The sequence below is a fragment of the Ewingella sp. AOP8-B2-18 genome, from assembly GCF_052376015.1.
Classification (GTDB): domain Bacteria; phylum Pseudomonadota; class Gammaproteobacteria; order Enterobacterales; family Enterobacteriaceae; genus Ewingella; species Ewingella allii.
In genome coordinates this window covers 740,504-765,264 of record NZ_JBQSVB010000001.1, presented here as the reverse complement: position 1 = coordinate 765,264, position 24,761 = coordinate 740,504, and the positions used below count along the sequence as shown (strand labels likewise).

Here is a 24,761-nt window from a genome sequence, read left to right as displayed (position 1 = left end):
CTACTGATTAGCCACGCGCGGCGATGATACTTTCTGCGACGTTGCGCGGTGCCTCGGCGTAATGGTTGAACTCCATGGTGTAAGTTGCACGGCCTTGCGACATAGATCGCAGCGTAGTCGAGTAACCAAACATCTCGGAGAGCGGCACTTCGGCTTTAATAATTTTACCGCCGCCGCCCGCAATCTCTTCCATACCCTGCACCGTACCGCGACGAGAAGACAAATCGCCCATCACGCTACCGGCGTAGTCTTCCGGCGTTTCCACTTCAACGCGCATCATCGGTTCGAGGATCACCGGGCTGGCCTGACGCGCCGCCTCTTTGAAACCAAAGATAGCCGCCATCTTGAAGGCCATTTCCGAAGAATCCACCTCGTGGGAGGAACCGAAGGTCAGGGTCACTTTGACATCAACCACCGGGTATCCCGCCAAAATGCCGTTGTTCAGCGCTTCTACTACGCCTTTTTCCACCGCCGGAATAAATTCACGCGGCACCACCCCACCTTTGGTGGCATCAACAAAGGCAAAACCTTTGCCCGCTTCCTGCGGCTCGAGGGTGAATACCACGTGGCCGTACTGGCCTTTACCGCCGGACTGGCGCACAAATTTGCCGTCAACGTCAGTCACCGTTTTACGCACGGTTTCACGATAAGTCACCTGCGGCTTACCGATATTGGCTTCGACGCCAAACTCGCGTTTCATACGGTCAACGATGATCTCCAGATGTAACTCGCCCATGCCGGAAATGATCGTCTGCCCGGACTCTTCGTCAGTGCGAATACGGAACGACGGGTCCTCCGACGCCAACCGTGACAGCGCAATGCCCATTTTCTCCTGATCGGCCTTGGTTTTCGGCTCGATGGCCTGTGAAATCACCGGCTCAGGGAACTCCATGCGCATCAGAGTGATAATGTCAGATGGGTCGCACAGGGTTTCCCCGGTGGTCACATCTTTCAGGCCGACGCAGGCCGCAATATCACCCGCGCGGATCTCATCAATCTCAATACGATCGTTAGCATGCATCTGCACAATACGGCCGATTCGCTCTTTCTTGCCGCGCACCGGGTTGTAGACGCTATCGCCTTTCTTCAGCACGCCGGAATAGACGCGCACGAAGGTCAATTGCCCCACATAGGGGTCGGTCATCAGTTTGAACGCCAGCGCCGAGAACTTTTCGTTGTCGTCAGAATGGCGGAACACTTCCTGATCCTTCTCGTCAGTACCCGCGACCGGCGGGATGTCCAGCGGAGAAGGCATCAGTTCGATCACTGCGTCGAGCATGCGCTGCACGCCTTTGTTCTTAAAGGCGCTGCCGCACAGCATTGGCTGAATTTCACCGGCAATAGTGCGAATACGCAGACCTTGGGTGATTTCGTCTTCGGACAGGTCCCCTTCTTCAAGGTACTTATCCATCAACGCATCATTGGCCTCGGCCGCCGCAGAAACCATTTTTTCACGCCACTCTTCGGCCAAAGCCTGCAACTCGGCGGGGATCGGCTCATAGCGGAAGGTCATGCCCTGCGTTTCGTCATCCCACAGGATGGCGCGCATTTTGCGTAAATCGACCACGCCGACGAAGTTCTCTTCGCTGCCAATCGGGATGACAATCGGCACCGGATTGGCCTTCAGCCGGTCAACCATCATCTGGCGAACGCGGAAGAAGTTAGCGCCAGGGCGGTCCATTTTGTTCACGAACGCCAGGCGCGGCACTTTATATTTGTTGGCCTGACGCCATACGGTTTCCGACTGTGGCTGCACGCCGCCGACCGAGTCATAGACCATCACCGCGCCGTCGAGCACGCGCATTGAGCGCTCAACTTCAATGGTGAAATCGACGTGCCCTGGGGTGTCGATGATATTAATGCGGTGCGATTCAAACGAGTGATCCATCCCCTGCCAGAAACAGGTCACTGCCGCAGAAGTGATGGTGATCCCGCGTTCTTGTTCTTGCGCCATCCAGTCCGTCGTCGCACCGCCATCATGCACTTCACCCAGCTTATGATTCATGCCGGTGTAAAACAGGATGCGCTCGGTGGTGGTGGTTTTACCGGCGTCGATGTGTGCTGAGATACCAATATTGCGGTAGCGCTCAATGGGGGTTTGGCGAGCCATATAACGTCCTTACGTGATGGATGGCAAAGTTGACGCACTGCCTAGTGCAGTTTTGCGTCATTTCATTTAACGAGAGGTATAATACAACTGTACGAGTATATTCGTACAATAAATTTATTCTATTAGTGAAATCGTTGTGATGTGTGCTTTAAAGAGTGTAGCTGTATGAGCTATATTGCGCGTCCCACGCATATCGGCGTGAAAGAAAGAGGATCATTCCAATGATAGCGAACCACCCCGAGCGCGAGCAGATTCGCTTAGAGAATGTACTGACAGCACTGGGCAATCCGCTGCGTTTAGCCGTTGTACGCACGCTAGCCAAAGGCGGCGAACACCCTTGCGGAACCCTGTTGCAGGGCTTGTCGAAATCGACCCTAACCCACCACTGGCGCGTGCTGCGCGACAGCGGCGTTATCTGGCAGCGCCCGGACGGCCGCGCCAACTTGTTATCTTTGCGTCGCGAAGATCTCGACGCCCGCTTCCCCGGTTTACTCGACTCCCTGCTGAGCGCCATTGAATCCGACTCCAGCACGCTGGAAGCCACGGTGCGCCATATCTCCGAAGAACATCTTTAATTATCAATCAGCTGAGTGCGCAGCAACTCACAGAACGTATTGATAATCGCCGAGGCGTCGCTGTCTTCGCGGCGAGCCAAATAGAGTGGCGCGCTGAGCTGCGCCTGCGGCACCAGCGGCAGAAACACCATCCCCTCACCACCCAGCCGGGTGATTGACTCCGGCACGATAGACACGCCAAGCCCAGCGCCCACCAGGCTCAGGCATGAGGTCAGACGCGGTGCCTCCTGCACTATTTGCGGGCTAAACCCGGCACGGAAACAGGCTGCTAAAATGGCGTCATACAGCCCCTGTCCCGCCGGGCGTCGGTAAAGTACAAAAGGCTCGTTCGCCAAGAGCTTGAGTGAAATCGGCTCGTCGCGCGGCAGCGTTGCCAGCCGATGCCCCGCCGGGAGCGCCACCAGCATCGGCTCCTGCAACACGCGCTCCACCTTCAACTCGGGCATACCGTGAACCGGCATCCTGACGAACGCGAGGTCAATGCGCTGCGCCAGCACGCCCTGCAATAGCTCGGTGCTTCCCGCTTCCTCCAACTGGGTGCTCACCGTAGGGTAAATTTCCCGATAGCGGCGCAGCACTTCCGGCACAAAAGAGTGCAGCGCGGAAGAGCTGGTAAAGCCGACGGTGATACTTCCCTGCTTGCCCTGCGCCGCGCGCTGCATCGCCGCTTCCAGCTGGTCGGCGCGTGAAAGCAGCGCCCGCGCCTCTTGCAGCAGCACGCTTCCGGCATCGGTCGCCACCACGCCGCGCGGCTGGCGAACCAGCAGTGGAACGCCAAAATCCTGCTCCAGCCCCTGCAATAAGCGACTTAACGGCGGCTGCTGAATAAAAAGACGCTCGGCTGCGCGGGAAATACTGCCTTCTTCAACCACGGTAACAAACGCGCGGAGTTTTCGCAGATCCAATTTTGACATACCTTTTAGGTATCCTTTGTGGTCATTAAATGCATTAGACATCATGGCACGCCGCCGCGCATTATGGCAAAAAAACCAGAGCGTAAAGCACGCTGTTCAGGGAATTGCCATTATGACTCAACACTCTATAGAGACTCGTTCTCACCATGAAAGCGACCTGCACTCACCCGACTGTCGACAACTGTTTATGGGCTTTTTCATTCTCGGGCTGACCGGATTTGGCGGCGTGCTGCCAATGGCGAGACACATGCTGGTCGAGAAGCGCCGTTGGCTGAGCGCTGAGCAATTCACCGAATTGTTAGGGCTGTGCCAATTTCTGCCAGGCGGCAATATTATTAATTTATCCGTGGCGCTGGGGATGGAGTTTCGTGGGCTGCGCGGCGCGCTGTCGGCCCTGATGGGGCTGATTCTGGCGCCAACCATGTGCGTGGTGCTGCTCGGATTGGTGTATGCCCGTTATCAAAACGACGTGGTGATCGAGCATCTGTTTGCCGGGCTGGCGGCCGCGGCGGGTGGCCTGTTGCTCTCCACCGGCATCAAGATGCTGGCGCCGCTGTGGGGCAAATGGTTACAGCTAGCGCTGGTGGCGATTGGCGTTATTGCGATAGCCGGATTGCGAATGCCGATGCTCCCGGTAATGCTGGTACTGGCACCCATTAGTATTTTCATCTGTGCAAGGAGCAAAGCATGAGCGCGGTGCTGATTTCTCTCGCTTTACTCTTTACCCAGCTTTCCGTTTTGGCTTTCGGCGGCGGTAATACCATTCTGCCGGAGATGCAGCGCGAAGTGGTGCAAGTGCATCATTGGATGAGTGCTCAGGAGTTCAGCGCCCTGTTCGCCTTGGCGCAGGCGGCCCCCGGCCCGAATATGATGATAGTGCCGCTGGTTGGCTGGCAGGTGGCTGGCTGGGCGGGGCTGCTGGTGTCGTCTCTGGCGAAGTTCGGGCCCTCTTCCATCATTACGCTTATCGTAATGGGAGGCTGGAAGCGCTACAAAGACCGGCCATGGCGGAAAATCGTTCAGCGCGGACTGGTGCCGGTGACCGTCGGCTTGGTGGTCTCCAGCGGCTTGTTGATTGCCAAAGCAACCGCGCCTAATCTGAGCATGGCGGCGGTAATTGCTATCTGCACGCTGCTGGCGGTGAGCAAGCGTTTTCATCCGCTGTGGGTGCTGGCGGTGGGCGCGGTGCTGGGACTGGCGCTAGGTTAAGCCACAGTTTAAAACAAGAAACGGGCGCCGATGAGCGCCCGTTTTTATTTCTAACGTCGACTCATTAAGAGCAGAAGACGCGAGCATCACGCGGCGCGTAAATGCCAAACGTCAGCACGCGCAAGACCACATCAGGGAAGGTTTCCTGAACTTCAACACGCACGACTTTATCCGCACCGCCGCAGACTTTCGCCGCATCAATGGTCTTAGTCTGGCCGATACCGTTCAGGAAGAAGTGGTGCGTGACCTCTTTTTTAGGCTCAGAAGAGATGCCCTGATCCATATTAAAAGTCTGCTGAGCACAACCGGTTAGCAGCACGGCAAAAAACGCGGTAAGTAAAACTTTTTTCATTTCATTAATCCCTTAAAAATTCCAACATTGTTGCAGGAGGGCAAAATTGCCCTTCCCAGCCCTTAACTGACCTTCAGTTTCATCCATGTGAAACTTGCCAATAAGACTCTGGTGAAAATATGAAGTTCCGGCTTTTGCCTGTAGGGATCGTGAATGAGTTATGTAGCTTTTAAACTTACTGCTTCTAAGCCTTTTTCCGCCTGAGTTCAGATGTGAAAACGGGCGCCTGATGCGCCCGTTTAGCGAGGAAAAATTTCCTATTATGCGCAATAAACGCGCGCTTCACGTGGGGTGTAGATACCAAAGGTCACGATGCTCAGCAGAACGTTAGGGAAAGTTTCCTGAACTTCTACGCGAGAAACTTTATCTGCGCCGCCACAGACTTTCGCCGCATCAACCATTTTATGCTGACCAATACCGCTAACGAAGAAGTGATGCGTGGTCACTTCTTTCGGCTTAGTGGCCACGCCCTGACCCAGGTTGAAAGTCTGTTGAGCACAACCAGACAGCAGCACGGCAAAAGCAGCGGTAAGTAATACTTTTTTCATCAAAAAATCCCTTATTAACCCTAAAAATTAAAATAGAACGACCAAGAACTGAATTCTTATCGGAAATTTAGGGCAAAGGTTTAGGGATAGGTGAGTAATTACTTAATTTATTACAAAACACGGGCCAGCAAGAAGCCATCCCAGCCTTTACTGCCGACGGTTTGCAGCGCGGTGGCACTCAAGCGCGGCTCTTCGGCAATCAGGTCGAAGAAGCTTCTAACGCCCTGCACGCGATCGTCGTCGCTGGCGGGATTAACCACTTCGCCGTCGCGCACCACGTTGTCACCGATGATCAATGTACCGGGCCGTGAGAGCTTGAGCGCCCATTGCAGGTAATGAGGATTATTCGGTTTGTCGGCGTCGATGAAAATCATATCGAACGGGCCTGAATCAATTAGCCTCGGTAAAGTGTCCAGCGCCGGGCCTTGGTGCAGTTTGATGCGCGATTGCAAACCCGCCAGTTCTATATTTTGCCGCGCCACCTGTGCATGGTGTTGGTCGGCCTCCAGCGTCACCACCTCCCCGCCCTCCGGCAAAGCGCGGGCCAGCCACACCGTGCTATATGCGCCCAATGTGCCGATCTCCAGAATGCGTTTTGCTCCGACCATTTGGGCAAACAGCGCCAGAAGTTTCCCCTGATTAGGTGCCACGTCGTGTGCGGGCAGCCCGGCTCGCGCATTATTTTGCAAAATCGCGTTCAGCGTATCGTCACTGTCCACCAATTTATCCACGATATAGCTATCAACTTGCTGCCATTTTTCACTCATTAGCTTCTCCGCACATGTTGAATCATTGCCAAAAATTTACTTAACATTTTATTAACAAGCAATATTGACTTAAGCCGTAACCGAACAAAATGCGGCCAATTCCATGATAAATATGAGGATAAAAAATAACCTCATTTTAAATTTTTATTAAAAGTTCCCTTGAAATTGAAAAACAATAATGATAACAATTATCATTAAGTTTAGCATTCACGTAAGTTATGAATAAACACCCACTTTGAGCGGGTGTTTTTGTTGTGGGAATAACTCCCCGCGAATGCCCGGCTTTTAAGCTCAGATGACACCGTCATGGGCTTTTTTTACACACACTTTTTATAACTCGATATTTCATCTCGATATCTATAGGGACTTTGAATATGTTGTTGGCTTCCCTCTAAAACGCTCGGTGCTATTGTGCGCCGTGGCGCTGACGCTACCTGCTGCCTCGTTCGCTGAAGACACCGTTGTCGTGACCGCAGCTCCGCCACAAACTGCCGATACCCCGACTCAGGGTTACAACGCGAAAACCAGTCGTACAGCAACCAAAACCGATCAGCCGATCATCACCACCGGTCAGGCTGTGTCAGTAGTGACTCGTCAGCAGATGGACGACCAGAACGCCACCACCGTTAACGCCGCGCTGAACTATACGCCGGGCGTGTTCACCAACTTCGCCGGTGGCGCAACGCGTTACGACACCATTTCTCTGCGCGGTTTCCACGGCGGTGACGTCAACAACACCTTCCTCGACGGCCTGCGTATTCTGAGCGACGGCGGCAGCTACAACTCCATTCAGGTTGACCCTTGGTTCCTCGAGCGCATCGACGTGCTGAAAGGGCCATCTTCTGCTCTCTACGGTCAGAGCATTCCGGGCGGCATCGTGATGGAAACCTCCAAGCGCCCGCAATTTACTGAAGAGGGCCACTTCCGCCTGTCCGGCGGCACGCAAAACACCAAGGGCGGCGCGTTCGATTACACCAACGCCATTAATGATCAGTGGGCTTTTCGCCTGACTGGTATGACCCGCAGCAGCGACACTCAGTACGACCACCAGCGTGAAGAGCGTTATGCGATCTCTCCACAGCTGATGTGGCAACCGGATGAAAACACCTCCCTGTTACTGCGCGCTTATCTGCAAAAAGATCCGTCCGGTGGCTATCACGCCGCCGTGCCAGCCGACGGCAGCCTGTACGGCGATCGCCTGAGCCGTGGCTTCTTCGACGGCGAATCTTCGCTGAACCAGTTCAAACGCTGGGAGCAGATTTACAGCTACGAATTCCGCCACGCGTTTAACGACGTATGGTCTTTCCGCCAAAACACCAGCTACACCCACTCCAACACCGAGTTGGATCAGGTTTATCAGGCTGGCTGGAATGCCGATCGCACCTTGATGAATCGCTATTACAGTGGCGAAACCTCCTCCCTGGACAGCGTGGCCGTGGATAACCAGTTGGAAGCGGACTTCGCGACCGGCGAGCTGGAACATAAAGTGGTAGTTGGTTTCGACTACTCCTACTTTATGAATGACCTGAAATCTCTGGGCGCAACGGCCAGCCAATTGAACCCGTACACCGGCTACACCGGTGGTCCAAATCTGGCGTTCTACAGTGATAAAACCGGCAAAAACCGTTATGAGCAGAATGGCACTTACATTCAGGATGATATGGCGTGGAACCAGTGGCACCTGACCCTGTCCGGCCGCTATGACCGTCTGAAAACTAAAACGGCCGCCGTGGACACCATCGGCCTGACCGACGTGACCACTGAGCGTACTGACAGCCACTTCAACAGCCGCGCTTCCCTGCTTTACGCGTTTGAAAATGGCATCTCTCCATACGTCAGCTACAGTCAGGCGATGACCCCTTCTGCTCTGCCGGGTCCAAACAACACCCTGCTGAAACCGATGCAGAGTGAGCAATACGAAGCCGGTATCAAGTACCAGCCGGTCGGCACTTCCGACATGTATACCGCGGCGATTTATGATCTGACGCAGGACGACGTGGGCAACCGCGTGGTGGTCGGCAGCTACTATGAGCCAGCGGGTAAAATCCGTTCACAGGGCCTTGAGCTGGAAGCGAAGAAGCAAGTTACCGATCGCTTTAACGTGATGGCAGGTTACACCTACAACAAAGTGCGCTTTGACGATTCAACCACTAACGACGGCAACACCCCTTACGTGACGCCAAAACAGATGGCTTCTATCTGGGGCCAGTACAATACGCCGGTCGGTGTTGATCTGGGCGCGGGCGTGCGTTACATCGGCACTCAGTGGGCGGATAACGAAAACACCGTGCACATGCCGTCTGCCACGCTGGTTGATGCTTCCGTTCGTATGAACCTGGCGCAGTTCAACCCGCAGCTGAAAGGCGCGTACGTGCAGTTGAATGCTAACAACCTGTTCGACAAGAAATATGTCGCGGCCTGTTACGGCACCAGCTACTGCTATTGGGGTCAGGAGCGCACCGTGGTCGCTACCGTGGGTTACGACTTCTAATTGCTGACTTAAAAGGGAAAACCTTCACACATTGCCCTTGAGTACAAAAAAACAAAGCCCTGAATGTTCAGGGCTTTTTTATTACTACGAATCAGGCCGGATCAGTGATTAATAAGCGACAGCCGGGCCATGATGCGTTTTTTGGCAGCGGCTAAGAGGGCATCCGACTTGGCAATGTCCGGCTCACAGCGCGCCAATGACAGCGTGCCCATCAGTTCGGCGCTCAGCGCCACTGCCGCCGCTTCAGACTCCTCCACGCCAATATCTCGCAACTGACCGACTACCATGCCACGCAGCCTGCCGATACCTTGGGAGAAGGCGGTGCGGCACGGCGGCGTCATGCGCGGGGCTTCGGTCAGCAGTACCGCCACCGGGCAGCCCTGCGACGGGTTGTCCCGATGCCACGGCGATAGGTAGAAGTCGATATATCCCGCCAACTGTTCGCGCGGGGCCAGATCTTGGTTGTCTCTATCCCAGCGCGCCATGCTTTGGTCAAACATTTGGCCGATGGCGGCCTCAATCAGAGCCTCTTTCGAAGCGAAGTGAGCATAAAATCCGCCATGGGTTAACCCAGCCTGGCTCATTACTCCGGCTACGCTGACCTTTTCCGGACCATTAATGCGAATTGCCTTAGCCGCCTCATTGAGGATCTGCTCGCGAATTTTCGCCTTATGTTCACTTTCGTAACGCATGATTAACTCCCTGATTGGTGAGACCTCTCGCCCCGCTAGTCTACCGCAGCGCGCCGTGACATTCACTCATGCAGACTAACCTTGGCATCAACGGACAAGCCCGGTCGCAGCGCAGCCAGCCCCTGCTGATCACTATCGAGATGAATGCGCACCGGCACGCGCTGAACGATTTTGGTGAAGTTCCCCGTGCCCGGCTCAAATGGCAACAGCGCGAAGGTGGAACCCGACCCCGGCGCCAGACTGTCCACCACGCCGTGTAATTTCACATCGGGCAGCGCATCGACGCTAACGGATACTTTCTGCCCCGGCTGAATATGCGCGGTTTGCGTCTCTTTAAAGTTCGCCACCACGTACAGATCATTGAGCGGCACCAGCGTCATCAGGCGCTGTCCCGGCGTCACGTAGTCACCAATTTGCACCTGTCGGTTGCCGACCACGCCGTCAATCGCCGCCGTGATGGTGGTATGGCGCTGATCCTGCTGGGCTAAATCTAATGCCGCCTGCGCCTTCTGCAACGCGGCCTGCGCCAGTGCCAGCGATGCCAGGATCTCAGCACGCTGGGCATGAGTCACCTGCGCCTGATTCTGCGCCACGTCCAGCATCGCGCTGGCATGGGCGGCATTCTGCTCGGCGGTCACGGCGGTGGTTTTGAAGCGTTCGGCGTCATTGCGTGAAGTCGCGCCGCTGTTGACCAGCGACTGATAACGCCGCTGCTCGTCTTGAGCGTGTTGCTGCTCGGCGAGGGAAGAACGGATGGCGGTGCGCGCGGCCTGAATTTGCGTTTGCGCCAGCTGCTCCTGCGCCTGCTGGCTGACCAGCGCGGCCTGTTGGGCCTCAACCTGCGCCCTGGCATCGGCCACGTCACCCTCCGCCGCCGCGACGCGCGCGTTGAACTCTTCACTGTCGATCACCACCAGCGGCTGCCCCGCCTTCACCCACTGGTTATGTTTCACCAGCACGTTGGAGATAAAGCCTTTGACCCTCGGCGCGACGGTGGTGGCGTCAGCACTGACGTAAGCGTCGTCGGTTGATTCTGACGACGGCGCGGCCAGTAGCCACGCAGCACCGCCCAATGCCACCGCCAGCGCAATACCGCTCACCACCCAAATGCGCGGCGAACGGCGCGATTTCTCTTTCCCCTGAATGTCCGACGCCCCGTTAACTGTTGCTTCACTCATTTTTCTTCTCACTCATTGCATGATGGTGATCATATTAATATGATGCGCATCATATAAACAAGTTCAAAAAGGTGTTTGATATGTCAGAAGCGACCGCTCCCTCTTCTGCCGCCCCGGCGATCGCCCCCAGCGACCTGCCCACTGCGCGCAAATTTTTAATCTTCAGCGTCATGGCTTTCGGCATGTTTTTGGCTCTGATCGACATTCAGATCGTCGCCGCCTCGCTCAATGACGTGCAGGCCGGACTCTCCGCCGGCCCGGATGAAATCAGCTGGGTGCAGACCTCTTATCTGATTGCAGAATTGGTGATGATCCCCTTCTCGGCCTTTTTGACTCAGGCGCTCTCCACTCGCTGGCTCTTTAGCGCCTCGGCGGCGCTGTTTACCCTCAGCAGCATTGGCTGCGGGCTGGCGTGGAATATCGAGTCGATGATCTTCTTCCGCGCGCTGCAAGGCTTTACCGGGGGGGCGATGGTGCCGACGGTGTTCTCTACCGGCTTTGCGCTGTTCAAAGGCAAGCAGCAGGCGCTGATCCCGGCGATTTTGGGCATGGTCAGCGTGCTGGCCCCGACGCTCGGCCCGACCGTCGGCGGCGTAGTCACCGAATGGCTCGACTGGCGCTGGATATTCTTCATCAATATTGTGCCGGGGGTGCTGGTGGCCATTGGCGCGGTGATGTTCATTCATGTCGACCAAGCCGATTTCCCGATGCTCAAACGCATCGACTGGGTGCATCTGTTCTCAATGGCAATTGCGCTGGGCTGTCTGGAGTACGTGCTGGAAGAGGGGCCGCGCCAGAACTGGTTTAGCGACCCGGACATTCAGATCTCAGCCTGGTTTTCACTGGTGGCGTTTGTGCTGTTTTTGGAGCGTTCTTTCTATTCGAAAAACCCGATTGTGCGCCTGACGCCCTTCCGCGACCCGACCTTTACCTTTGCCTGCGTATTTAATCTGGTGATTGGTTTTGGGTTATACGCCTCGACCTACCTGACGCCGGTTTTTCTTGGACGCATTCGTGATTTCAACAGCTTACAGATCGGCACGACGGTATTTGTGGTCGGGATCGGCCAGTTTTTCAGCACCATTATGGCCGCCAGACTGATTGGTAAAGTAGACCGCCGCATACTGATCACCGCCGGGCTGATTGGCTTTTCAACCAGCATGTGGCTGACCTCGCAAGTCACGCCCGAGTGGGGCGCGGATCAGTTCTTATGGCCGCAAATCGTCCGTGGGCTGTTTATCATGCTGTGCATTGTGCCGAGCGTAAACATGGCGCTTACCGCCTTTCAAGGGCCGGAACTGCGCTACGCATCGGGCTTATTCAATCTGATGCGCAATCTTGGCGGCGCTATTGGTATCGCCACGGTGAACACCTGGTTGCAGGACTGGACTCGCGAACACACCGCGCACTTTGGCGACGTATTAGGCCGTTACGGGCAAGAGGCGCAGACGGTGATCGGCGGCCTGGCGACGCGCATTGGGCAACTGACGCCGGATTCGGCTCATGCCTTGCTGATGGCGAAAAACCTGTTTGGCATCAAGGTCGCCAATGAAGCCTTCACGCTGGCTTTCAATGATGTCTTTATGCTGATGGCGTGGATGTTTTTGGCGGCTTTATTGATGGTGCCGTTTTGTCGGAAATAACGGTTTAGTGTCATGAAATGTAAAACGTCTGTGATCCTACTTCCAAAAAATGCGATTGTTTAGGGAACTTTTCCGACATCCTGTAAAAGCTTTGGCCTGTTTGAAATAAATCCTTATAATTGGCGGCCCAGAAATGTGATTGGTTACACATAAAGATTCTCGTTCAGGTCAAGTGTGTACCTACAATAGTCATCCGGTAGTTTCTGTTAACACCGGGGGAACACTTCGACAACAACTGCCTGTGTGGCATTAAGAACCAACGACAAATATGAAAATGAGCATTCGCGCTATCCTTACTATGGTTTTGGCAGTTGCTGCGTACAGCCAGTCAGCTTCGGCCGTGGTGTACCCTCTTCCTGCCAATGGCGGGCGGTTAGTCGGGGAAAACATCACCGTTACCGTTCCAGAAAACAGCAAATTACCTCTTGAGAGTTTTGCCGCACAGTATCAAATGGGCCTGAGCAACATGCTCGAAGCCAACCCAGGCGTGGACCCGTTCCTGCCAACGCCGGGCACCGTGTTGACTATTCCACAGCAGCTGATCCTGCCAGATACCCCGCATGAAGGTATCGTAGTAAACAGTGCTGAAATGCGTCTTTACTACTATCCGAAGGGCAGCAACACCGTGGTGGTATTGCCAATCGGTATCGGTGAATTAGGCAAAGATACCCCCCTGAACTGGACAACCACCATCCAGCGTAAGAAAGCCGGTCCAACCTGGACACCAACGGCGAAAATGCACGAAGAGTACGCGTCTCGCGGTGAATATCTGCCAGCGGTATTCCCTGCTGGCCCGGACAACCCAATGGGTCTGTACGCGCTGTACGTTGGCCGCCTGTATGCGATTCACGGGACTAATGCCAACTTTGGTATCGGCCTGCGCGTGAGCCACGGCTGTGTTCGTCTGCGCGATGCTGACATCAAATGGCTGTTCGACAATGTGCCGCAGGACACTCGCGTTCAGTTCATCAATGAGCCGTTGAAAGCCACTGTTGAACCAAACGGTAAGCGTTACATTGAGATCCACAACCCGCTGTCTGCTAACCAGGAAGAGTTTGACTCGCAAGAGCCACTGCCTGTTTCTCTGACGGGCAAAGTGGGCGCCGTAGCCATGGACCCAAGCGTTAACCAGAACATCGTACAACGAGCTATCGAACTGCGCTCCGGTATGCCGACTCAGGTTAACTAAGTCTCTCATGTAGACCTGCCTGAAGCCCCTTTCGAGGGGCTTTTTTATTTTCCTCGCTAAAAATCCTTCATGTCATAAAAGCGTCACGCCGCTGACTTATGCTCCCATGTAACAAAGTAAGACAAACTGTATCTCTTGTTTTCTAGTCTTCATTACACGGAGTTTTGTTATGCACCTGCCTCTCTCTTTTGTTGCTCGTTCTGTGGTTACCGCCCTGCTGCTTACCTCTGCCAGCACCGCCATCGCTGATGACGCCCTGACCTCCCGCGCCGCCAAAGGCGACATCACCGAACAAGGCGGCGCGCGCCGTTTGACCGGCGATCAGACCGAAGCCCTGAAAGCGTCATTGACCAATAAGACGGTAAAAAACGTCATCCTGCTGATTGGCGATGGCATGGGCGACTCAGAAATCACCTCGGCGCGTAACTATGCCGAAGGCGCGGGCGGCTACTTCAAAGGCATCGATGCCCTGCCGTTAACGGGCCAATACACTCACTACTCTTTGGATAAGAAGAGCCACAAACCCGACTATGTGACGGACTCCGCGGCCTCTGCCACGGCATGGTCTAGCGGCGTGAAGACCTATAACGGCGCGCTGGGTGTGGATGTCAACGGCAAAGACCACGTCACCATTCTGGAACTGGCGAAAGCCGCGGGTAAAGCGACGGGTAACGTTTCCACTGCAGAATTGCAAGATGCGACCCCTGCCGCGCAAATCTCCCACGTCACCTCCCGTAAGTGCTACGGCCCGGAAGAAACCAGTGAGAAATGCCCGACCAATGCGCTGGAAAACGGCGGCAAAGGTTCAATCACCGAGCAGCTGATCAAAGCACGAGCTGACGTCACCCTGGGCGGCGGCGCGAAGTCATTCAATCAGTTAGCCAAAAGCGGTGATTTCGCGGGGAAATCCCTGAAGGATCAGGCGACCGCACAGGGCTATCAGTGGGTGGAAAACGCCGATGAACTGACAAAAATCACCCTCGCCGACCAGCAAAAACCGCTGCTAGGCCTGTTCTCGCCGGGCAATATGCCCGTGCGCTGGAATGGTCCGAAAGCCAGCTATCACGGCAATATCGACAAGCCGGCCGTCACCTGCGAAGCCAATCCACAGCGCACCAGCGACATTCCAACGCTTGCCGCAATGACCGAGAAAGCCATCGATCTGCTGAAAACGCAGGAGAAAGGCTTCTTCCTGCAAGTTGAAGGGGCGTCCATCGATAAACAAGACCACGCGGCAAACCCGTGCGGCCAGTTTGGCGAAACCGTTGATTTGGACGAAGCCGTGCAGAAAGCGCTGGAATTTGCTCGTAAAGACGGCAATACGCTGGTTATTGTGACCGCCGACCACGCGCACTCCAGCCAGATTGTGGAGAAAGATGCCAAAGCGCCGGGGCTGACGCAGACCCTGACCACCAAAGACGGTGCGCCAATGACCATCAGCTACGGCAACTCGGAAGAGGATTCGCAAGGCCATACCGGCACTCAGCTGCGCGTCGCGGCCTACGGCCCGTTTGCGGCCAACGTGGTGGGACTGACGGATCAAACTGACCTGTTCTTCACCATGAAAGAGGCCATGGCGATTAAATAAGTCATCATGCCGCAAGATGTAAATCAGTCATTTAATCAATAAGCAAAAGGCCGGAAAGTGCAGACTTTCCGGCCTTTTTTTTCAACCTGAATCACTCGTAAGTAATGGTGAAATTAGCGATAGCGTTAGCATCCCCCGGGGTGATTTTGTCCCCAATCTGCATATAAGCAGCCGTTAACGGGATACTTTACGTTCCGGTCATCTGCCTGCATTTCTCTGCATAACAATCCCAATTGACGTTTTTAAGATCCCCTCCAGCCCCTTTCGTCTCCGCTGCCAATACCCTCATTTTAAATTAAGAAGTCATTTTCATCATAGTCCCTTAGTCGTTAACATTCGCTTCCTGACGAAGTTAATTTATTTATTAAAATAATTAATGCATCGTGCAACTCTTCAATGCGAGAATATTCTTACCTTTTCTGCTAAAATTCATCACTACCTAAAAGCAAAGTAATATTGAAGTCATACTAAAAACCATGCCGTCATGATACTAGCATTCACTAAATCTATAATATATTTTATCTATGCAGTTTCATTTTTTCTAGATACTATTTTTATTAATTAGCATATTAACAGTAAAACCATCCCACTATTTCAAAAGGACTTTGAAACTATTAACAAAGTAACAATTAAAAATTAAAGTGTTGCCCTCTATCTTATTGAGCTTTATTTTCTTAGTATTTTTGGCGCAATACAAAAATCATTCATGCACCAACTGATTGTAACTTAAATCATTTGTAGCATTTATATATAACAAAGTTTATTTACATTTACGGGGAGGTAATTGTGAACCCTGACATACAAAAAGATGATTTTAAGAAAGATGACTTAAAGAGGGATAAAAGCTTTGACTACAACCTTCTTACCACTTTTCACGCGATCTACTCGCAGAAAAGCGTCACTAAAGCCTCAGTATTGTTGAATATCAGCCCTTCTGCTGTCAGCCAGTCATTAAATAAGTTGCGCGGTTACTTTTCAGACCCCCTCTTTGTCCGTGAAGGGAGTAACCTTTCAGCAACCGTCACGGCGGTGAATCTGTTTTCGGCCACACAGGAAAGTTTTGAGACATTAACCAGAAATGTCTCGGTTTATATGAACTCCACGGCGCGAAATAGATTAATTGTTAGCTGCCCGCCTTATATCTCAATGCGCGTACTTCCCGTATTGATGGAATTGGTCAAAGAAATCATGCCCAATACCAAAGTGGTTCATGCCGATAATGGCAGTTCGGTCATGCTCTCAAGCGAAGCATTGCAATATCGTAAAGCAGACTTAGTCTTTGACTGCGACCCTCATTACAGTTCTTCTTCTGTCACCTACCCTATTTTAAATGAACAACTAACCTTTATTTGCCGCAAAGAACATCCAAGATTACGTCATTCAATCAACAAAGAGCAGGCGGCATTAGAGCAATTTTCTATTTTTGAATCGGACGGCCCGGCGATCAAACTTGCTCAGCAAAGTATCAATGAAAATATTGGCGAAAGAGTCTTTTCTTTCCGCAGCAGTTCACTCTTTTCAATTCTATCCGTCGTTGAAAACTCGGACACCATTGCTATTGTGCCAACCTGGCTTTTCATAAAAGTCGAACATGCGTTTAATATAAAAAGCTTGAGCACTGAATTTCCTTTATCGCCCATCAGTATCTATATGGTGCACAATAAAACCTCATTGCAAAATAAAGCTTTAGGTATGATCGTGGAAAAAATCAATCATCATTTTAGCGCGTAGCCTTGAAGTATGAAGAATCTCGTTTGGCAGACCTCCCCCTCTTTTAGACGACTATTCTATTGAGTTTTGAATTTTTACTTAGATAACTAAATGAAACGCCCCTTTCTCACTTGGTATCAACTAAGTGATTAGAGTATAGTTCTTGCGCTGCGGCAAAATCCGCAGCCGGGATTTGCACCCTGAATACCACAACGTTGACGTATATATAATATTTATACGTCAGCCTTTGCACACCTATTGCTTATTACTCGTTCACGTAATAAATAATGTCTCTATGGTGGCTCAGGCGGGGCAGCCTTCGGGCTGGCCGGTGATCCGTTGTGGCCGGTAGTGCAAACTCCGTCTGGGCTATCACCCAAGGGATTTGCACCTCTTAGGGTGTTAGTAATCATCACTTTGCAACGGATCATGCGAAATGACGACCAATAAAAAAACTCAAGATATCGCTCCACCTCGCAATACATCTCAGGTAACAGCGGGTTCCCATCGTTTTCAGAATTGGCATCCGGCAGATATCATTGCCGAGCTGCACAAACGAGGGACTACTCTGGCTGCCCTATCCCGCCAATCCGGCCTCTGCTCTTCAACCCTGTCAAACGCGCTTTGCCGCCGCTGGCCTCGGGGAGAGATGCTGATCGCCAATGCGCTGGGTATGACGCCAGCTGAAATTTGGCCAACGCGCTATTTCCACCCCGATGGCACGCTGATTGTCAAAAATCGGAAAAAAGCCAAATAACCTGAGCTAACCCAAGCGATGAAGGCAGGAGCTTCGGCTTCTAACTTGACGTCATCGCTTTTTCACGCAGTGAGTTTTGATTTTAACGCCAACGCGTAAATCTGAACTGTTATAGCTCTATTTCAATTTTCTGTTACTGTTATATCTCACCCGCCCTGTGGTTAAATCCCCTCCTCGCTAAGCTTTACTGTTGTACCGCCCCTTTCACTGAAACCTCATTTGCAAATGTTGTTGCGCCAAAATGGCTTATGACGCCTAAGCTGAAAGGGTTACCACGCAAAAAAGAGGTTGTTATGCTTGGTCTAGACGCGCTAGAACTGGCCCGTATCCAGTTTGCTTTCACCGTATCGTTTCATATCATTTTCCCCGCTATCACCATCGGTCTGGCCAGCTTCTTGGCCGTGCTCGAAGGGCTGTGGCTCAAAACTAAGAAAGAGGAATATCGCGACCTGTATCACTTCTGGTCGAAAATTTTCGCCGTGAATTTTGGCATGGGCGTGGTGTCCGGGCTGGTCATGGCGTACCAATTTGGCACCAACTGGAGCTTCTTCTCCTCCTTCGCGGGCAGCATCACCGGCCCGTTATTGACCTACGAAGTACTCACCGCCTTCTTCCTCGAGGCTGGCTTCCTCGGCGTGATGCTGTTCGGCTGGAACCGCGTTGGCCCCGGCCTGCACTTCTTTGCTACCTGCATGGTGGCGCTCGGCACCCTGATGTCTACCTTCTGGATCTTGGCATCCAACAGTTGGATGCAGACGCCACAGGGCTTTGAAATCGTCAATAATCAGGTGGTGCCGGTGGATTGGCTGAAAGTCATTTTCAACCCCTCCTTCCCGTACCGGCTGCTGCACATGACCACCGCCGCCTTTCTCTCCTCTGCCTTCTTTGTCGGCGCCTCTGCGGCCTGGCACCTGCTGCGCGGGCGCGATACCCCGGCGATGCGCACCATGTTGTCGATGGCGATGTGGATGGCCCTGATCGTTGCACCGATTCAAGCTTTCCTCGGCGACGCTCACGGTCTGAATACCCTCAAGTATCAGCCCGCGAAGATTGCCGCGATTGAAGGCCATTGGGAGAATAAAGACAGCAAGCCGTCGCCGCTGGTGCTGATTGGCTATCCCGACATGAACCGCGAAGAGACGCGCTACGCCATTGAGATCCCGTGGCTCGGCAGTCTGATTCTGACCCACAGTCTGGATAAGCAGATCCCGGCGCTCAAATCCTTCGCCAAAGAGGACCGGCCAAATTCCAGCATCATCTTCTTCTCCTTCCGCATCATGGTTGGGCTAGGCCTGCTGATGATTTTGGCGGGCGTCTGGAGCCTGTGGCTGCGCAAGCGCGGCACCTTGTATAGCTCGCGCGCCTTCCTGCGCTTTGCTTTGTGGATGGGGCCTTCCGGCCTGTTGGCGCTGCTTGCCGGTTGGTTCACGACGGAAATTGGCCGCCAGCCTTGGGTGGTGTATGGCCTGCTGCGCACCAAAGATGCGGTATCCGGCCACGGCGCAATGCAGATGAGCATCAGCCTGCTGCTGTTTATTGTGATTTATTGCTCGGTGTTTGGGGTGGGTTACGCCTACATGATGCGCCTGATCCGCAAAGGTCCTGTGGCTCATGAAGGTGCTGAAACCACCCACGGCGGGCCAGGCCAGCATCGCACTCCGGCAAGGCCGCTGTCTGCTGCACAGGAATCTAACGACGACCAGAATAAGGGTAACCACCATGGGTATTGATCTTCCGCTAATCTGGTTTTTAATCATCGTCTTTGGCGTGATGATGTACGTGGTCATGGACGGATTTGACCTAGGCATTGGCATTCTCTTCCCGCTGGTTAAGGCGGAGCATGAACGCGACGTAATGATGAACACCGTCGCGCCGGTGTGGGACGGCAATGAGACCTGGCTGGTGCTTGGCGGCGCGGCGCTGTTTGGCGCCTTCCCGCTGGCCTACGCCGTGATCTTGGACGCACTGGCTATTCCGCTAACCTTGATGCTGTTTGGCCTGATTTTTCGCGGCGTGGCCTTTGAGTTTCGTTTCAAAGCCACGGCGGAGAAGCGCCATATCTGGGACAAAGCCTTTATCTGGGGTTCGCTGTTCGCCACCTTCAGTCAGGGCGTAGTGCTCGGGGCGGTGATTAACGGCATTCCGGTGGTGAATCGCGCCTACGCGGGCGGCCCGCTGGACTGGCTTTCCCCCTTTACGCTGTTCTGCGGTGTGGGTCTCGTGGTGGCTTACGCCCTGCTCGGCTGTACCTGGCTGATTATGAAAACCGAAGGCCCGTTGCAGGAAAACATGCAGCGCCGCGCAAAACCTCTGCTATTAGTGTTCCTGCTGGTGACCGCCATTATTAGTCTTTGGACGCCCCTCGCCCACAGCGCGATTGCCGACCGATGGTTCACCATGCCGAATATCCTCTGGTTCTTGCCAGTGCCGGTGCTAGTGGTGCTGGTCTCCATCTGGATGCTGCGCGCGGTAAACCGTAAGTCGCACCATGCGCCTTTCTTGCTGACGTTGGCGCTGATTTTCCTTGGCTACAGTGGCTTAGGCATCAGTATTTGGCCGAACATCATACCGCCCTCCATCACCTTCTGGCAGGCCGCCGCCCCGCCGCAAAGCCTTGGCTTTATGCTGGTTGGCGCGCTGGTGATCATCCCGATAATTTTGGTTTACACCTTCTGGAGCTACTACGTGTTCCGCGGCAAAGTCACCCCGGATCAGGGTTATCATTGAGGTGAAATATGAAGAAACTGATCAGAGAAATGGATGATGAGAAGGTTATCCGTCAGCCTTGGTGGAAGCGCGTAGGCTGGCTGGCAATTATCTGGCTAGGCAGCGTGTTAGCCCTGTTTGCCGTGGCGTCGGTGTTTAGGTTGCTGATGACAGCGGCGGGGATGAAAAGCCATTAAGTTAAAATTTGAGACTTGCTTTTGCTCCTCCCCCTGAAAAGGGGGAGGCTGGGAGGGGGTATTGCAGAAATCTCAGTGCCTTATATGAGAATAATACCCCACCCCAGCCCTCCCCTTACCAGGGGAGGGAGCAGAAATCACTTAGTAATATTATTCAACAGATTGTCCAGACGGTCGTCATCTATGCCCTCGGGCTCGAGGTGCGCGGTGACGTCGGCGGCGGTGAACAACTTGCTGACGGCGATTTCAGCGGCGTCGCCAATATCGTGGCCGACGTCCACGGACAGCGACCCATCCACTTCCACATGAAACTCCACGAAAACCCGGTCGCCGCCGTTACGGGTGCGAATATCATGCACCCCGCGCACGCCCGCCACGCTGAGCACCGCCGCCTTCACGCGCTTGCGATCTTCAATATCTAACTCGCGGTCCAGCAGCTGCTTGAGCGCGTCTCCCGCCATGCCGCGCGCATTCCAAATCATATAGAAAGAGATAAGCAGCGCGCCGATGGAGTCAGAACGCGTCCAGCCAAGGTGCCTTTCGAGCACCAAGGCAATCAGCACCGCGAGGTTAACCGCCACGTCGGTGACGTAGTGCGCACGGTCGGCGGCAATAGCGGTGGAGCCAGTACGCTTCACCACGTAGGTTTGCATCAATACCAGCCCGACGGCCGCGCAGCAGCTGCCGATAATCACCCAAATACCCAGCCCCAGCTGTGCCAGCGGCTGTGGATTAATGATGCGGCCGATAGACTCACCGCCGAGCACCAGACCCGCCGCGCCGAGCAGCAGAGCCTGCACGAAGGCGGCAACCGCCTCGGCTTTGCCATGGCCGTAGCGATGGCCTTTGTCCGCCGGTCGCCCGGCGTAGCGCACGCCAATCAGCGTCACCAGCGAGGCCAACACGTCAACTAAGCCATCCGCCGCCGAGGTTAACAGGGCAATCGAGCCGGTGGCGGCCCACGCCCACACTTTGATAAACACCAGCACCAGTGCGACGCACACGGAGATCAGCGAGGCCACGCGCGTTAGGCCACGGTAAGGGATTGGACGGCTCATTGAGCGCCCCGCAAGTTCATAAAATAGGAAGAATTAGTCACGCGCTGTTCCTGATACGGCGATTCCATAAAGTGAAAATACGCACAGATAAAATTAAAGCCAAGCCACGCATTATACATCTTCACGCGCTTTTTCGGAGCATACCTATAGTGTGGATCTTCGTGCTCTAACATAGGTAAGTTGACGGTTATTTACTTGCTTTTACATCAATACAATCTAGGGTAAAACGAGAATTGTTTCATTTAACGTTCGGCCCTAGCGCCGATAACCAGATGAGTATTATGACAACGAATAAAAATGACGCCAACCGTCCTGACGAATCATCGTCTCTAGACACCTCCAACGAACTCGACTCCAGCCAAGTTAAATCAGGCGAAGGTTACCGCTCACCCTCTTCCGACGAGGGTAAAAAGCAGGATAAAAAGTCGTCAGATGAAGAAGATAAGGGCGAAGATGAAGAAGGCGAAAAGCGCAAAGGCCCGGGCAAAAAGCCGCTAATTATTCTCGGCCTGGTGGTGATCATCATGGTGATTGTGGCGCTGGTGTGGTGGTTCATGACCAAGGACCAAATCAACACCGATGACGCTTTTACCGAAGGTGACGCTGTCACAATCGCCCCAAAAATCTCCGGTTACGTGACCAATCTGGCGGTCAAAGACAACCAGTTGGTGAAAAAAGGCCAGCTGTTAGTGCAGATTGACCCACGAGACGCCACGGCGCAGCGCGATCAGGCACAGGCCCAGCTGGGCGTTGCCGTCTCGCAACTGCATCAGGCTCAGGTGCAATATGACTTGTCCAAAGTGCAGTATCCGGCCCAGCTGGCGCAGGCTCAGGCGCAGCAGGCCCGCGCCGAAGCCAACTTGCTCAATGCCACCGCCGACTTCCGTCGTCAGCGCGGCGTCGACCCAAGAGCCACCTCGCAACAGAACATTGATACCGCCAGTGCACAATTGCGTTCCGCTAAGGCTGATTTAGAAAATGCCAAGGCGCAGGTGCAAGTCGCGGCGCAGGTTGAGTTGCAAATACGTCAGGCCGAAACCAACGTCGAAGCCCGTCAACAGCAGGTCGAACAGGCGAAAGCCCAGCTGGAAACCGCCAACCTCAACCTCTCCTACGCCGACGTGCGCGCGCCTTATGACGGTTACGTCACCATGCGTAATGTGCAGTTAGGCACTCTGGTTCAGGCCGGTTCTTCGCTGTTCTCGATTGTTTCTCCAAATATCTGGATCGCCGCCAACTTCAAAGAGTCCCAGCTTGAGCGCATGCGCCCCGGCAACAAAGTGGTTATCAAGATTGATGCCTATCCGGATATCGAACTGCACGGCCACGTAGACAGCGTGCAGCAAGGCACCGGCTCGCGCTTCTCGGCCTTCCCGGCGGAAAACGCCACCGGCAACTATGTGAAAATTGTCCAGCGCGTGCCGGTGAAAATCGTCATCGACAGTGGTTTAGATCCAAAACAGCCATTGCCACTTGGCCTGTCAGTTGACCCAACGGTAACTGTGGAATGAGTGACGATCGCAGCGGCTGGAGACCCTCCAGTAACCCGTGGGCGGTTGCCGCCGTCGTGACCATCGCGGTGTTCATGGAAATTCTGGACACCACGATTGTCAACGTGGCACTGCCCCACGTCGCCGGCTCCCTCTCCTCCAGTTACGACGAGTCCACCTGGGTGCTCACCTCGTATCTGGTGGCGAACGGCATCGTGCTGCCAATCTCGGCGTTCCTTAGCCGGGTGTTGGGGCGCAAAAACTATTTCCTGATCTGTATCGCGATGTTCACCGTCTGCTCCTTCCTGTGCGGCATCGCCACCGAGCTGTGGCAGATGATCCTGTTCCGCATTTTGCAGGGCTTCTTTGGCGGCGGCCTCCAGCCGATTCAGCAATCCGTGCTGCTCGACTACTTCGCGCCGAAAGATCGCGGCAAAGCTTTTGGCCTGTCATCCATCGCCATTATCGTGGCCCCGGTAGTCGGCCCAACGCTAGGTGGCTATATCACCGATAACGTCAGCTGGCGCTGGATTTTCTTCATCAACATTCCGGTGGGGATCATCGCCCTGCTGGCTATTTACCAGCTGTTGGAAGACCCGCCGTGGGAGCGCAAAGCCAAAGGCAAGTTGAGTATCGACTATATCGGTATCGGGCTGATTGCCCTTGGGCTGGGCTGTTTGCAGGTAATGATGGACCGAGGCGAGGACGACAACTGGTTCAACTCGGCCTTTATCGTCACCTTTGCGGTTCTGGCGGCAATTGGCATTGTCGGCGCAATCTACTGGCTGCTCTACGCTAAGAAACCGGTGGTTAACCTGCGCTGCCTGAAAGATCGCAACTTTGCCGTCTCCAGCCTGCTGATGGCCGGGATGGCGATGATTCTTTATGGCAGCTCGGTGGTGATTCCTCAGCTGGCCCAGCAGCAGTTGGGCTATACCGCGACCTTATCCGGGCTGGTGATGTCGCCGGGGGCGATTCTGATTGTACTGTCGATCCCGCTGGTACTGAAGCTGATGCCGATTGTGCAGACGCGCTACATCATCGCCTTTGGCTTCTTCCTGCTGGGAGCTTCCTTCCTCTATTCCGGCAGCCTGACGCCAAACGTCGATTTCGAAACGCTGGTGATGTACCGCAGCGCCCAGTCTCTCGGCCTCGGTTTCCTGTTTGTGCCGCTGACCACCATCGCGTTTGTGACCATACCTCAACGCCTGAACGCCGACGCCTCGGCGCTGTTCACCATGTTCCGTAACGTGGCAGGGTCGATTGGTATTTCACTGGCGACCGCGGGCGTGACCGAGCGAACTCAGGCACACAGCGCCCATATGGTGCATAACATGACGCCGCTGAATGAGCAGTTCAATCAGGCCGTGAGCCGCAGTGCCGCCGCCATTCGCGACTTCGCCCACGTGGTTGGCGACCCGATGCAGCTCGCCAGCGCGCGCATGTATCAGGAGATGATTTCCCAGTCGCGCATTCTGGCTTACATCGACGTGTTCAGCTATTGCGCCATTGTTGCCGCTATTTTGATCCCCTTCTGTTTTCTGCTTTCGCCAGTTAAGAGCGAAGGCAATGCCGGAGCACACTGAT

22 protein-coding genes are annotated in these 24,761 nt (G+C 54.1%); 14 read left to right on the top strand and 8 right to left on the bottom strand.

The genetic code is table 11. The features are described 5' to 3' along the window. Positions 1 to 7: 7 nt before the first annotated feature. Entirely contained in the window at positions 8 to 2,110 is a 2,103-nt protein-coding gene (gene fusA, locus ACT3RR_RS03510) for an elongation factor G (RefSeq protein ID WP_496199748.1), read from the bottom strand. Between the two features lie 221 nt (positions 2,111 to 2,331). Here fusA and ACT3RR_RS03505 point away from each other — a divergent pair, with 221 nt between their 5' ends. Beyond that, entirely contained in the window at positions 2,332 to 2,685 is a 354-nt protein-coding gene (locus ACT3RR_RS03505; RefSeq protein WP_034789596.1) for an ArsR/SmtB family transcription factor, read from the top strand. Here ACT3RR_RS03505 and ACT3RR_RS03500 read toward each other — a convergent pair. Beyond that, positions 2,682 to 3,599 carry a LysR family transcriptional regulator gene (locus ACT3RR_RS03500; RefSeq protein ID WP_496199747.1) on the bottom strand — a complete coding sequence of 306 codons (918 nt, stop codon included), beginning with the start codon at positions 3,597 to 3,599 and terminating at the stop codon, positions 2,682 to 2,684. The two genes, ACT3RR_RS03505 and ACT3RR_RS03500, sit on opposite strands and share 4 nt — an antisense overlap. A 112-nt stretch (positions 3,600 to 3,711) precedes the next feature. Here ACT3RR_RS03500 and ACT3RR_RS03495 point away from each other — a divergent pair, with 112 nt between their 5' ends. Together ACT3RR_RS03495 and ACT3RR_RS03490 are read left to right on the top strand one after the other, a co-directional pair. Continuing rightward, positions 3,712 to 4,290, top strand: a complete 579-nt coding sequence (locus ACT3RR_RS03495) for a chromate transporter (protein ID WP_353501720.1) — start codon at positions 3,712 to 3,714, stop codon at positions 4,288 to 4,290. Further along, positions 4,287 to 4,808 carry a chromate transporter gene (locus ACT3RR_RS03490; RefSeq protein ID WP_353501719.1) on the top strand — a complete coding sequence of 174 codons (522 nt, stop codon included), beginning with the start codon at positions 4,287 to 4,289 and terminating at the stop codon, positions 4,806 to 4,808. Before ACT3RR_RS03495 ends, ACT3RR_RS03490 begins: the two co-directional genes overlap by 4 nt. Positions 4,809 to 4,872: 64 nt before the next feature. Here ACT3RR_RS03490 and ACT3RR_RS03485 read toward each other — a convergent pair whose 3' ends face one another. From ACT3RR_RS03485 to ACT3RR_RS03475, 3 genes are all read right to left on the bottom strand, one after another. Next, positions 4,873 to 5,160, bottom strand: coding sequence for a Bor family protein (locus tag ACT3RR_RS03485; RefSeq protein WP_185688001.1), 288 nt, complete (start codon positions 5,158 to 5,160; stop codon positions 4,873 to 4,875). A gap of 260 nt (positions 5,161 to 5,420) precedes the next feature. Further along, positions 5,421 to 5,708, bottom strand: coding sequence for a Bor family protein (locus ACT3RR_RS03480; RefSeq protein ID WP_034789579.1), 288 nt, complete (start codon positions 5,706 to 5,708; stop codon positions 5,421 to 5,423). A 110-nt stretch (positions 5,709 to 5,818) separates the two neighbouring features. Then, entirely contained in the window at positions 5,819 to 6,475 is a 657-nt protein-coding gene (locus ACT3RR_RS03475; protein ID WP_353501718.1) for an O-methyltransferase, read from the bottom strand. A 295-nt stretch (positions 6,476 to 6,770) separates the two neighbouring features. Between ACT3RR_RS03475 and ACT3RR_RS03470 the strand changes: the two genes are divergently transcribed. Then, complete coding sequence (locus tag ACT3RR_RS03470; RefSeq protein ID WP_496199746.1) at positions 6,771 to 8,966, top strand: TonB-dependent siderophore receptor; 2,196 nt, start codon at positions 6,771 to 6,773, stop codon at positions 8,964 to 8,966. 101 nt (positions 8,967 to 9,067) lie between these two features. Here the strand turns inward: ACT3RR_RS03470 and ACT3RR_RS03465 are convergent, their stop codons facing one another. Next, entirely contained in the window at positions 9,068 to 9,658 is a 591-nt protein-coding gene (locus ACT3RR_RS03465; protein ID WP_496199745.1) for a TetR/AcrR family transcriptional regulator, read from the bottom strand. 62 nt (positions 9,659 to 9,720) lie between these two features. After that, entirely contained in the window at positions 9,721 to 10,836 is a 1,116-nt protein-coding gene (locus ACT3RR_RS03460; RefSeq protein ID WP_496199744.1) for an HlyD family secretion protein, read from the bottom strand. Positions 10,837 to 10,916: 80 nt separating this feature from the next. On the opposite strand from ACT3RR_RS03460, the gene ACT3RR_RS03455 reads away from it, so the two are divergent. The 8 genes from ACT3RR_RS03455 to ACT3RR_RS03420 all read left to right on the top strand — a co-directional run bounded on the left by ACT3RR_RS03455 (position 10,917) and on the right by ACT3RR_RS03420 (position 20,626). Continuing rightward, positions 10,917 to 12,479 (top strand): DHA2 family efflux MFS transporter permease subunit, encoded by a 1,563-nt coding sequence (locus tag ACT3RR_RS03455; RefSeq protein ID WP_496199743.1) that lies wholly within the window; start codon positions 10,917 to 10,919, stop codon positions 12,477 to 12,479. Positions 12,480 to 12,747: 268 nt separating this feature from the next. Next, complete coding sequence (locus ACT3RR_RS03450) at positions 12,748 to 13,668, top strand: L,D-transpeptidase family protein (protein WP_353501713.1); 921 nt, start codon at positions 12,748 to 12,750, stop codon at positions 13,666 to 13,668. Between the two features lie 169 nt (positions 13,669 to 13,837). Next, the gene (gene phoA, locus ACT3RR_RS03445; protein ID WP_496199742.1) at positions 13,838 to 15,256 is read left to right on the top strand and encodes an alkaline phosphatase; all 1,419 of its coding nucleotides are present in this window, start codon (positions 13,838 to 13,840) and stop codon (positions 15,254 to 15,256) included. Positions 15,257 to 16,042: 786 nt separating this feature from the next. Next, entirely contained in the window at positions 16,043 to 16,987 is a 945-nt protein-coding gene (locus ACT3RR_RS03440) for a LysR substrate-binding domain-containing protein (protein WP_496199741.1), read from the top strand. A 415-nt stretch (positions 16,988 to 17,402) separates the two neighbouring features. After that, positions 17,403 to 17,723 (top strand): helix-turn-helix domain-containing protein, encoded by a 321-nt coding sequence (locus ACT3RR_RS03435; protein WP_353501710.1) that lies wholly within the window; start codon positions 17,403 to 17,405, stop codon positions 17,721 to 17,723. 293 nt (positions 17,724 to 18,016) lie between these two features. Then, positions 18,017 to 19,453, top strand: a complete 1,437-nt coding sequence (locus ACT3RR_RS03430; protein ID WP_485903225.1) for a cytochrome ubiquinol oxidase subunit I — start codon at positions 18,017 to 18,019, stop codon at positions 19,451 to 19,453. Further along, positions 19,443 to 20,450, top strand: coding sequence for a cytochrome d ubiquinol oxidase subunit II (gene cydB / locus ACT3RR_RS03425; protein ID WP_353501708.1), 1,008 nt, complete (start codon positions 19,443 to 19,445; stop codon positions 20,448 to 20,450). The genes ACT3RR_RS03430 and cydB overlap by 11 nt, the downstream gene beginning before the upstream one ends. Positions 20,451 to 20,458: 8 nt before the next feature. Further along, complete coding sequence (locus ACT3RR_RS03420) at positions 20,459 to 20,626, top strand: DUF2474 domain-containing protein (protein ID WP_396132578.1); 168 nt, start codon at positions 20,459 to 20,461, stop codon at positions 20,624 to 20,626. A gap of 137 nt (positions 20,627 to 20,763) precedes the next feature. Here ACT3RR_RS03420 and ACT3RR_RS03415 read toward each other — a convergent pair whose 3' ends face one another. Beyond that, positions 20,764 to 21,684 carry a cation diffusion facilitator family transporter gene (locus tag ACT3RR_RS03415; RefSeq protein WP_396132579.1) on the bottom strand — a complete coding sequence of 307 codons (921 nt, stop codon included), beginning with the start codon at positions 21,682 to 21,684 and terminating at the stop codon, positions 20,764 to 20,766. Positions 21,685 to 21,965: 281 nt separating this feature from the next. Here ACT3RR_RS03415 and ACT3RR_RS03410 point away from each other — a divergent pair, with 281 nt between their 5' ends. Both ACT3RR_RS03410 and ACT3RR_RS03405 read left to right on the top strand, forming a co-directional pair. Further along, complete coding sequence (locus ACT3RR_RS03410) at positions 21,966 to 23,195, top strand: HlyD family secretion protein (RefSeq protein ID WP_496199740.1); 1,230 nt, start codon at positions 21,966 to 21,968, stop codon at positions 23,193 to 23,195. Further along, positions 23,192 to 24,760: a DHA2 family efflux MFS transporter permease subunit gene (locus ACT3RR_RS03405; protein WP_353501705.1), complete on the top strand. Its 1,569-nt coding sequence runs from the start codon at positions 23,192 to 23,194 to the stop codon at positions 24,758 to 24,760. Before ACT3RR_RS03410 ends, ACT3RR_RS03405 begins: the two co-directional genes overlap by 4 nt. The last annotated feature ends 1 nt before the right edge of the window (position 24,761 follow it).